The sequence below is a fragment of the Kitasatospora sp. NPDC058965 genome (assembly GCF_042741245.1).
Classification (GTDB): Bacteria; Actinomycetota; Actinomycetes; order Streptomycetales; family Streptomycetaceae; genus Kitasatospora.
Genome location: NZ_JBHYKG010000376.1, coordinates 1 through 7,621, shown reverse-complemented (window position 1 = coordinate 7,621; position 7,621 = coordinate 1). Strand labels below are relative to the sequence as shown.

Sequence of the window (7,621 nt, the reverse complement as noted above, 5' to 3'; positions counted from 1 at the left end):
GGCTAGGCGGCGACCACCGACTGGGGGAACGCGAAGACGCCGTCCGGGTCGTAGTGGCGGGCCACCTGCTGGAGCCGGCCCAGGTTCGCGCCGTAGTACGCGTGGCCCCAGTCGGGCAGGGTGGCGTCGATGTAGTTGACGTAGGCACCGTGCGCACCGAGCTCGGCCAGCCGGTCGCGGATCTCGTCCACGGTGGCGCGGGCCCGGTCCTCGGTGGCCGTGTCGGCACTGGCGTAGACCTGGGCGCTGGCGAGCGACTCGCGGTGCGGGAAGGCGGTGGCGTCGGGGCTGAGGGTGCTGACCGCGCCGCCCAGCGAGTCGAGCAGCAGGTCGACGCCACGGCGCCCGGTCATCAGCTCGGTGACCGCGGCCGCGTCCAGCGGGCGCGGGCCGAGCATCCGGGACACCGCGACGAAGCCCTCCTGCGGCAGCACCCCGCCCTCCCAGGTGGGGTGGCACTGGGCGATGGTGTCGTTCGAGCAGCCGGCCATGAACTTCATCGCGTCCAGGTAGTCCTTCGGCTGCACCAGGCGCGAGCTCGGCGCGGTGCCGACCGCCCGGACGAACCGGTCGAGCTGGGCGTCGGCGCCGGCAGGGTCGCCCACCCAGCAGCCGACGATCCGGCAGCTCGGCGGGGTGCCACCGGAGATCTGGCAGCTGGCCCACAGCTCGAACGGGGCACTGGCCACCCACGACTGCCAGGCCCCGATCACCTCGGTACTGGCGGCGGCCGGGAAGCCCAGGATGAAGACGGTCAGGCCGGGCGCCGGCGCGGTGGCGAAGCTGAACCGGGTGACGATGCCGAAGTTGCCGCCGCCGCCCCCGCGCAGGGCCCAGTACAGGGCGGACTCGCGATCGGGCGCGGCGGTGACCAGGCCCGAGTCGGCGGTCACCATCTCGGCGGCGGCCAGCCGGTCGCAGGTCAGTCCGTACTTGCGGGTCAGCACGCCGATGCCGCCGCCCAGGGTGAGGCCGCCGACGCCGACGGTCGGGCAGCTGCCGGCCGGGAGCAGCCGGCCCTGCGCGGCGAGGCCGGCGTACACCTCGATGAGGCGGGCACCCGCCCCGACCTCGGCGGTGCCGTCGGGCCCCACCTCGACCTGCCGCATCCCGCGCAGGTCGATCACCAGGCCGCCGTCCGGGATGCTGTAGCCGAGGTAGCTGTGCCCGCCGCTGCGCGCGGCGATCGGGATCCCGTGGCCGCGCGCGATGTCCAGGCAGCCCCGCACGTCGTCGGGCGAGAGGCACTGGGCGACGGCGGCCGGCCGCTGGTCGTCGGTCAGCAGGTTGTAGCCCAGTCGGGCGGTCGGGTACCCGGGATCACCCGGGAGCACCAACCGGTCGCCCAGCAGGGCCCGCAGCGCCTGCCAGTCCGGCGGCGCGGACGTCCAGCTGCACGGCCGCGGCGGGTACGCCGCCAGCGCCCGGGCGGGCGTCCCGACGGCCAGCACGGACCCCGCCGCCCCGAGGCCGGCCAGGAATCGTCGTCGGTGGATGGTCATACGGCGCCTCCCGGTGGCCCGTGCGGTTCTCCTCCCGATGATCACCCACCCCGGCCCCGGGAGGCCGCCGCGGCGGGCTTCCGACCCCGCGTGTCGCCACGGGAAGTCGACGGACCGTCAGGAGTCGGGCCGCCGGGCGGCGAGGGCGGTCGCGCGACCGGGTGCGGGCCGGGCACCCGCTCAGTCGCCGATGTCCTCGGACCAGAGCTCGGGCCGCGCGGCGATGAAGTCGCGCATCAGCGCGACGCACTCCGGGTCGTCCAGCAGGGTGATCCGCACCCCGTGCTCGGCGAGCCAGTCGTGGCCGCCGTGGAAGGTGGTGGCCTCGCCGATCACCACGTGCCCGATGCCGAACTGCCGGACCAGCCCGGAGCAGTACCAGCAGGGCGAGAGGGTGGTGACCATCGTGGTGCGCCCGTAGCCGCGCAGTCGGCCGGCGGCGCGGAAGGCGGCGGTCTCGGCGTGCGTCGACGGGTCGTCGTCCTGCACCCGCCGGTTGCGGCCGCGCCCCAGCACCGAGCCGTCGGCGCCGAACAGGGCGGCCCCGATCGGGATGCCGCCCTCGGCCAGGCCCAGCCGGGCCTGGTCGAGGGCGACGGCGAGCATCGCGGTGGGATCGGTCATGGCTCGACTCTGCCCGGCCGGACCGGTCCGCCACCGCGGGCGCGCCGTGCGGCTCAGACCGGCTGCGGGACCGACAGCCGCTCGACGCCGCGCCGGCGGCGCAGCAGCTGGGTCAGCGCCAGGCTGTCCGGCCCGCTCACCGCGATCGCCAGGAAGATCCAGCAGTACAGCACCGACAGTTCGCCGCCGTTCTGGATCGGCCAGAGCGCGAGGTGCTGGTGCACGGTGAAGTACGCGTACGCCATCGAGCCCGAGCAGATCAGCGCCGCCACCCGGGTGCCCACGCCGAGCAGGACCAGTGCGCCGCCGACCAGTTGGATCAGCGCGGCCCACCAGCCGGGCCACTGCCCGGCCGGCACGGTGTGCCCGTGCGCGCCGCCGAGCACGCCGAAGAGCGAAGCCGCCCCGTGGCAGACGAACAGCAGGGCGGAGACGATCCGGAGCAGGCCGACCAGGTGTGGCCGGGCCTGCGCCGCGAGGGCGTCGGTACTGGAACTCAGGGACATCTGTACTCCTTCGGTCGCCGGGGGAAGGTGCGGAGCATGGAGCACCACGGGTTACGCGCGGTTCCTCGCCCCCGTTCAATCCGCGGCCCGGTACGGCCCCCCTGGAAAATTCCGCGGGTCCCCCTACTCCGCCCCGGCCCGGTCCGGCGGCGGGCCCGGCCGGGGTCCGGTGGAGCGACGCTCCCTGACGATGTGTCGGTTTGACGGCGAATGGGCCGACACCGTCCCCGACCACGCGGTTTCCGCTCCGGACCTCCTCAGAGGGGAGGGCGACAGGTGTTCTAGGATGACGGGCCATGACGGATATGCAGGAGCCACGGCCGATCTGGGAGGCCACGCCGGCGGTGGAGTCGGGCGAGCCGGACTGGGCCGCGATGGCGGACAGTTACGAGCGCGACTCCCGGCGGAAGAAGCAGATCCGCACGGCGGCCGCGTGCGTGGTGGCCGCGGCTGCGGTCGGGGGAATTGTGGTGGCGGCGGTCCAGGTGACCGGATCCGGCCCGAACGGCGGACACGGCGCGGCGGCCGCGGGAGCGAGCCACGGGCCGTCCACCGGGCTGGACGGGCTCGGCGGCGGCCACGACCACGGGGGCGGCGCCTCGCCCTCGGACGACCCGTCAGGATCGCTCACCGTGGTGAGCTCCGGCGGTGCGGTGACCGCCTCGGGAGCGCCGACCGCCGGCGGCAGCACCGCCCCGGGCACCCCGGGCCACGGCGGCCAGCCGGGCGGCGGTCCCGCCGCCGGCGGGACCGCCGGGTCCGGCGGCTCGGGCAGCGGGTCGGGCGGGTCCGGTGCGGGCGGCTCCGGCTCCGGCGGCTCGACCTCCGGCGGTGCCGCGCCCGGCGCGCCGGCTCCCGCGCCCGGCAAGACCACCCCGGCCCCGCAGCCGACCAAGGCGCCCACCCCGACGCCCACGCCCGCGCCGACCTCGGTGAACCCGTACACGCCGGGCCAGGTGTGCGGCAGCGGCTTCGGCGTGGTCGACTCGCACAGCCTGGGCGACGCCACCATCTACCTCATGTACAACAACGGCACGGGCTACAACTGCGTGGTCACCATGGCCACCCACCCCAACGGCAAGGTGGCGATGAACGCCACCCTGGCGGTGCAGAACGGCCCGTCCGCAAGCAACCCGGGCAACTTCGACGACTACGCCGGCCCGGTCACCGAGCACGCCCCGCACACCTGCGTGACCTGGGGCGGTTCGTTCCGCGGGGTCTCCTGGACCAGCGGCTGGAGCCACTGCACCTGACGGGGTCGAGCCCCGCCTGATCGGCGGTCGGTGCCACGGGCACCGGCCGCCGATCCGTTTTTCCGCCGCGGCCCGTGCCCGGTCACCGCCCGCCGGGAACCGTCGCCTTCCGTCACTTCCGTCCCGGTGGCGCGTCGCGTTGACAATAGGCAGGCATTTGCCTGCATAATTGAGCTGTGAGCATGGAAGCGACGGCGATGGACGCCGTGTTCAAGGCGCTGGCCGATCCGACCCGGCGGCTGCTGCTGGACCGGCTGCGCGAGCAGAACGGCCAGACCCTGCGCGAGCTGTGCGAGCGCCTGGGGATGACCCGCCAGTCGGCCACCCAGCACCTGGACCTGCTGGTGCAGGCCAACCTGGTGGCCGTCGTCCGACGCGGCCGGGAACGGCTGCACTACCTCAACCCGGTGCCGATCCAGGAGATCGAGGAGCGCTGGATCTCCGAATTCGACAAGCCCCGACTGCACCTGCTCAGCGCGATCAAGACCAAGGCCGAGGAGTACGCCATGTCCGAGCAGATCCCGAACTACGTCTACGTCACCTACATCCGCGCCGGAGCCGACCAGGTCTGGCGGGCACTGACCGACGCCGACCTGACGACCCGGTACTGGGGGCACGCCAACATCTCCGACTGGCAGCCGGGTTCTCCCTGGGAGCACCGCCGGGCCGACGGCTCCGGCGCGGTCGACGTGGTCGGCACGGTGCTGGAGGCCGAGCCCCCGACCCGACTCGTGATCACCTTCGAGGACTCCCCGCACGAGCAGCGCGAGCCCTCGGTGGTCACCTTCCTGGTCGAGCCGCACCAGGACATCGTGCGGCTGACCGTGACCCACGAGAAGCTGCCCAACCTGGCGATGCTCGGCGGCATCTCCAGCGGCTGGCCGGCCGTGCTGGCCAACCTGAAGTCGCTGCTGGAGACCGGCGAGGTCCTGTCGCCGGCCCCCTGGGAGCTGATCGGCGCGCACAGCTGAGGCCCACGGTCCGGAGGAGGGCGCACGGGTGCGGCCTCCCCGGACCGCCCTGCTACGCCCCGTGCCGGCCCTCGCCCGCGGCGAACCGGGCGGCGCCGGGGCCGGTCTCCTCGCGCAGGGCGGGCTGGCCGTGGGCCCACTCGTTGGCCATCGCGGCGGCCTCCGGGAGTCCGTCCTGCTCCAGCAGGGAGAGCCGGTCGTGACGCAGGCACAGCTGCGGGAAGGCCGCGATCCCGGCCGCCAGCTCCTCGGCGGCCGCCCGCTCCTCGCCCACCGGCACCACGCGGTCGGCCAGCCCGATCCGCTCGGCCTCCGGCGCGGCGACCGGGCGGCCGGTGAGCACCAGGTCCATCGCCCGGCCGGCGCCGATCAGGCGCGGCAGCCGCACCGTGCCGCCGTCGATCAGCGGCACGCCCCAGCGGCGGCAGAACACTCCGAAGACCGCGTCCTGCGCCACCACCCGCAGGTCGCACCAGAGCGCGAGTTCGAGCCCGCCGGCCACCGCGTGCCCGGCCACCGCGGCGATCACCGGCTTGCCGAGCCGCAGCCGGGTCGGTCCCATCGGCCCGGCGCCCTCGGCCGACAGCCGGTTGCCGCGCTCGGTGCCGACCGCCTTGAGGTCGGCCCCGGCGCAGAAGGTGCCGCCCTCGCCCCAGAGCACCGCGACCGACGCCCCGTCGTCCGCGTCGAACTCCTCGAACGCGTGCAGCAGCGCGGCCGCCGTGGGCCCGTCCACCGCGTTGCGCGCCTCGGGCCGCGACAGGATCACCGTCCGCACCCGTCCGACCTGCTCCACCCTGACCGCCACGCCCGCACCTCCGGTTGCCTCGGCTCCCCGCCCACCGTGATCCAACCGGCCGGGCCGGGCCCGCGACAAGGCCGCCGCGCGGACGGCCGCCTCTCGGTCGCCGCTCCTCAGCCCGCCACCGCGAGCCGGTCCGCCACCAGGTAGCGCTCGCGCAGCCGGCCGAACGCGGTCGGGGTGGGCCGGTGCGGCAGGAAGGCGCGGATCCGCTCGGCGATCTCCCGCGGCGAGGCGGTGCTGCTGTCGCACTCCAGGTCGTAGTCGCCGTGCGCGTGCACCAGCGGGAACTGCTGCGCGGCGGTGCCCACCTGGCGGTCGCCCCGGGCCAGTTCACGACGGGCCAGCTCGTGCAGCGGACAGTGCACGCCCACGAACACGACCTGCTCCGGCGGCAGCACCGCCAGGCAGTCCGGCAGCCGCCAGGGCTCGCTGAGCACGTGGTCCACCACCACGTCGTTGCCCGCCGCGGCCATCGCCGCGACCGACCGGTGGAAGCCGGCCCGCATCCGCCGCAGCGCGCCCGCCAGCTCCTCCGGTCCCAGCTCCCGCTTAGTCCGCATCCCGTTGAACGCGTCGACGGCGAGCAGGTGGTAGACCCCGTCGTCCAGGATCTCCAGCAGCTCCCGGGCGATGCTCGACTTGCCGGAGCTGGAAGTGCCGTTCAGGAAGAGGATTCGCCCAGGTCTCATGCCCCCCATGCTCGCACGCGGTCGATTCCCGCTGCTCAAGCGCGGGCTGAGGGACCGCCGGGTCCGGTCACCACGGCCTCCCCCACGGCGGTGCGCCGGTACAGCACCGAGCGACCCGCCCGGGCCCCCACCACCAGGCCGGCGCGGCGCAGCACCGCCAAGTGGTCGCCGACGGCGCCCGGCGCCATGCCCAGGCTGCGGGCGAGCTGACTGGTGCTCACCGGCGTGCCCAGCTCCACCAGCAGCCGGGCCCGGGCCCGCCCCAGCAGCGCCCCCAGCGCCGCCACCGCGTCCGGGGCCGGCGCCGCCCGCTCCCACAGCACCGAGGTGCCGCGCGCCCGGTACACCAGCGCCTTGGGCCACGGCTCGTCGTAGAACGCCGCCACCCCCGGCAGCACCAGGGCCGACGGCACCAGCAGCAGTCCACCGCCGGCCAGGTCCACCGTGGGCCCGCCCGCCCGCAGCGGAACGACCAAGTCCTCACCGTGCCAGACGAGTCCGGGGTGCAGCCCCTCGATCGCGCGCTGCCACCCGTGCTCGCCGATCACCCCGACCCGGTGCACCACGTCCCGCTCGCAGACGGCGCGCAGCTGCGGCCAGTCCGGGGCGAGCAGCTCGTGCCAGGCCCGGTCCAGCGCCTGCGCGAGCACCTCCACCACCTGCTCGGAGGCCAGCAGCTCCCGCACCCGGGGCGGCGGCACCGGGGTCCGCGCCCGCATCGCCTCGATCTCCTTGCGGGCCACGGCCGGCGGGGTGGCCCGGATCGCGGCCAGGTCGTCCGCCCAGCTCTGGCCGAGCCCGCGCGGCGGCGGGGCGACGAAGTTCACCCCGGCGTTGCCGGCCTGCAGCGCGAGCACGGCGTCCAGCGCGGTCTCCCGGCGCAACCGGGCGAACACCGGCGTCAGCCGGGCCGCCCAGCCGGTCGGCAGCGAGGCGTCGGTACCGCTCAACCGCCGGAGCAGCCCGCACAGTTCGAAGGCGGGCGAGAGGGCGAAGCGGCTGCGCAGCAGGTCCTCGGTGGTGGTGGTGAATCGGAGCACGGACCCGACCTTACGTCCACCGACGAATCATTCGCGCCGCTGCCCGCCACTGCCGCAGGCTGCGGGCCATGACCGTCACCGCCCCGCCGCCCGCCCGCACCACCTACCGCGAGGTCCTCGCCGAACCGAAGTTCCGGTTGCTCTTCCTGACCCGGGTGCTGGCCATCGTCGCCGACTCGCTGCGCATCATCACCTTCACCGCCCTGGTCTTCGCCGGCACCGGCTCTGCCC

At 75.1% G+C, this 7,621-nt stretch carries 8 protein-coding genes and 1 pseudogene; 3 read left to right on the top strand and 6 right to left on the bottom strand.

All coding sequences use genetic code 11. The features are described from left to right. Positions 1 to 2 precede the first annotated feature (2 nt). From ACFW1A_RS36055 to ACFW1A_RS36045, 3 genes are all read right to left on the bottom strand, one after another. Complete coding sequence (locus ACFW1A_RS36055; RefSeq protein ID WP_380416982.1) at positions 3 to 1,502, bottom strand: FAD-binding oxidoreductase; 1,500 nt, start codon at positions 1,500 to 1,502, stop codon at positions 3 to 5. A gap of 180 nt (positions 1,503 to 1,682) precedes the next feature. Beyond that, entirely contained in the window at positions 1,683 to 2,126 is a 444-nt protein-coding gene (locus tag ACFW1A_RS36050) for a nucleoside deaminase (protein WP_380416979.1), read from the bottom strand. Positions 2,127 to 2,179: 53 nt separating this feature from the next. Further along, positions 2,180 to 2,632 carry a DoxX family protein gene (locus ACFW1A_RS36045; protein ID WP_380416976.1) on the bottom strand — a complete coding sequence of 151 codons (453 nt, stop codon included), beginning with the start codon at positions 2,630 to 2,632 and terminating at the stop codon, positions 2,180 to 2,182. 296 nt (positions 2,633 to 2,928) lie between these two features. Between ACFW1A_RS36045 and ACFW1A_RS36040 the strand changes: the two genes are divergently transcribed. Together ACFW1A_RS36040 and ACFW1A_RS36035 are read left to right on the top strand one after the other, a co-directional pair. Further along, the gene (locus tag ACFW1A_RS36040) at positions 2,929 to 3,885 is read left to right on the top strand and encodes a hypothetical protein (protein WP_380416973.1); all 957 of its coding nucleotides are present in this window, start codon (positions 2,929 to 2,931) and stop codon (positions 3,883 to 3,885) included. A gap of 197 nt (positions 3,886 to 4,082) precedes the next feature. After that, complete coding sequence (locus tag ACFW1A_RS36035) at positions 4,083 to 4,856, top strand: ArsR/SmtB family transcription factor (protein ID WP_380416985.1); 774 nt, start codon at positions 4,083 to 4,085, stop codon at positions 4,854 to 4,856. Positions 4,857 to 4,908: 52 nt separating this feature from the next. Here ACFW1A_RS36035 and ACFW1A_RS36030 read toward each other — a convergent pair whose 3' ends face one another. The 3 genes from ACFW1A_RS36030 to ACFW1A_RS36020 form a co-directional block, all read right to left on the bottom strand. Further along, positions 4,909 to 5,664, bottom strand: coding sequence for a crotonase/enoyl-CoA hydratase family protein (locus tag ACFW1A_RS36030; protein WP_380416971.1), 756 nt, complete (start codon positions 5,662 to 5,664; stop codon positions 4,909 to 4,911). A 107-nt stretch (positions 5,665 to 5,771) separates the two neighbouring features. Continuing rightward, positions 5,772 to 6,350 carry a chloramphenicol phosphotransferase CPT family protein gene (locus ACFW1A_RS36025; protein WP_380416969.1) on the bottom strand — a complete coding sequence of 193 codons (579 nt, stop codon included), beginning with the start codon at positions 6,348 to 6,350 and terminating at the stop codon, positions 5,772 to 5,774. 35 nt (positions 6,351 to 6,385) lie between these two features. Then, positions 6,386 to 7,390 (bottom strand): ArsR/SmtB family transcription factor, encoded by a 1,005-nt coding sequence (locus tag ACFW1A_RS36020; RefSeq protein ID WP_380416966.1) that lies wholly within the window; start codon positions 7,388 to 7,390, stop codon positions 6,386 to 6,388. 68 nt (positions 7,391 to 7,458) lie between these two features. Here ACFW1A_RS36020 and ACFW1A_RS36015 point away from each other — a divergent pair. After that, a pseudogene (locus ACFW1A_RS36015) lies at positions 7,459 to 7,621 on the top strand (MFS transporter); the annotation flags it as partial.

Excerpts from the sequence above, each read along its gene's own strand:
- ACFW1A_RS36055 (WP_380416982.1), bottom strand. The coding sequence starts at position 1,502 with ATGACCATCCACCGACGACGATTCCTGGCCGGCCTCGGGGCGGCGGGG.
- ACFW1A_RS36050 (WP_380416979.1), bottom strand. The coding sequence starts at position 2,126 with ATGACCGATCCCACCGCGATGCTCGCCGTCGCCCTCGACCAGGCCCGG.
- ACFW1A_RS36045 (WP_380416976.1), bottom strand. The coding sequence starts at position 2,632 with ATGTCCCTGAGTTCCAGTACCGACGCCCTCGCGGCGCAGGCCCGGCCA.
- ACFW1A_RS36040 (WP_380416973.1), top strand. The coding sequence starts at position 2,929 with ATGACGGATATGCAGGAGCCACGGCCGATCTGGGAGGCCACGCCGGCG.
- ACFW1A_RS36035 (WP_380416985.1), top strand. The coding sequence starts at position 4,083 with ATGGACGCCGTGTTCAAGGCGCTGGCCGATCCGACCCGGCGGCTGCTG.
- ACFW1A_RS36025 (WP_380416969.1), bottom strand. The coding sequence starts at position 6,350 with ATGAGACCTGGGCGAATCCTCTTCCTGAACGGCACTTCCAGCTCCGGC.